Genomic DNA, 743 nt, shown 5'->3' with positions numbered 1-743 from the left:
GCGGCGTTAGTGCGACAAGCGAAGCTTGTCACAACTTGCAGGGTGAAAGTCCCTGTCGGGTAAGAGTTAGCCACTCACCCGTATCGAGTCTTGCGCGGTGCGCGGAGTCTGAGATTAGTGAGTCACTTTTCTGCGTGAGGACGCAATCAGACGAACAATCACCGTGAAGCGTAGACAGAGAATTATGTAGGCCATAGGGGGTGCCGTGCCCCTGAAGTGTTGGTATTGCTCCGAAAATAGCGAGTCTCAGTTGACCAGGCTTATAACGCAGTCGAAGTCCATGCAAAGCAACCGATTAGGCGAGGTTGTGGCGAACTGGCGGAGTTATCAAGCCGTGGCATGTATAAAGAGTTATGACAGGAACTTGTGAGATCCGGACGTGCTCCCAAGGGAAATGGGTAGGGCTGCTGAGTAAAATACGAGGCGAACGAAGGCATCCCGGAAGTCGGATCAGCTCATAGTAGTCTGAGGGCGGGAAAACCGTCTACCTGGCGAAGGGGCTGACAGTAATATCACGGCGTTTAATAGATACATAGTCCGGACAACGTAGGGCTGGAGACACTATGACAACTGCCTTAAACGCCATAGCATTTAAAGCACACACCCACACGAAGCATCGATTTCAGAATCTTTATGGACAGCTGAGAGCCGATGCGCTGTATCGTGCCTGGGCACACCTCAATAAACAATCGGCTGCGGGTATTGATGGCGTTACAACGCAACAATTCGAGCAGCGATTACCC

1 protein-coding gene is annotated in these 743 nt (G+C 51.7%); it reads left to right on the top strand.

Annotated features, from left to right (window positions below; all coding sequences use genetic code 11):
- Positions 1-563: 563 nt before the first annotated feature.
- Positions 564-743 (top strand): hypothetical protein (locus tag JW499_RS21535; RefSeq protein WP_205212503.1); only part of this gene is annotated, 180 nt, incomplete at its 3' end.

The sequence above is a fragment of the Amphritea pacifica genome (assembly GCF_016924145.1).
In the GTDB taxonomy this organism is placed as follows: domain Bacteria; phylum Pseudomonadota; class Gammaproteobacteria; order Pseudomonadales; family Balneatricaceae; genus Amphritea; species Amphritea pacifica.
Note: the sequence above shows the minus strand (reverse complement) of the source record. Positions and strands in the feature narration are given on the sequence as shown.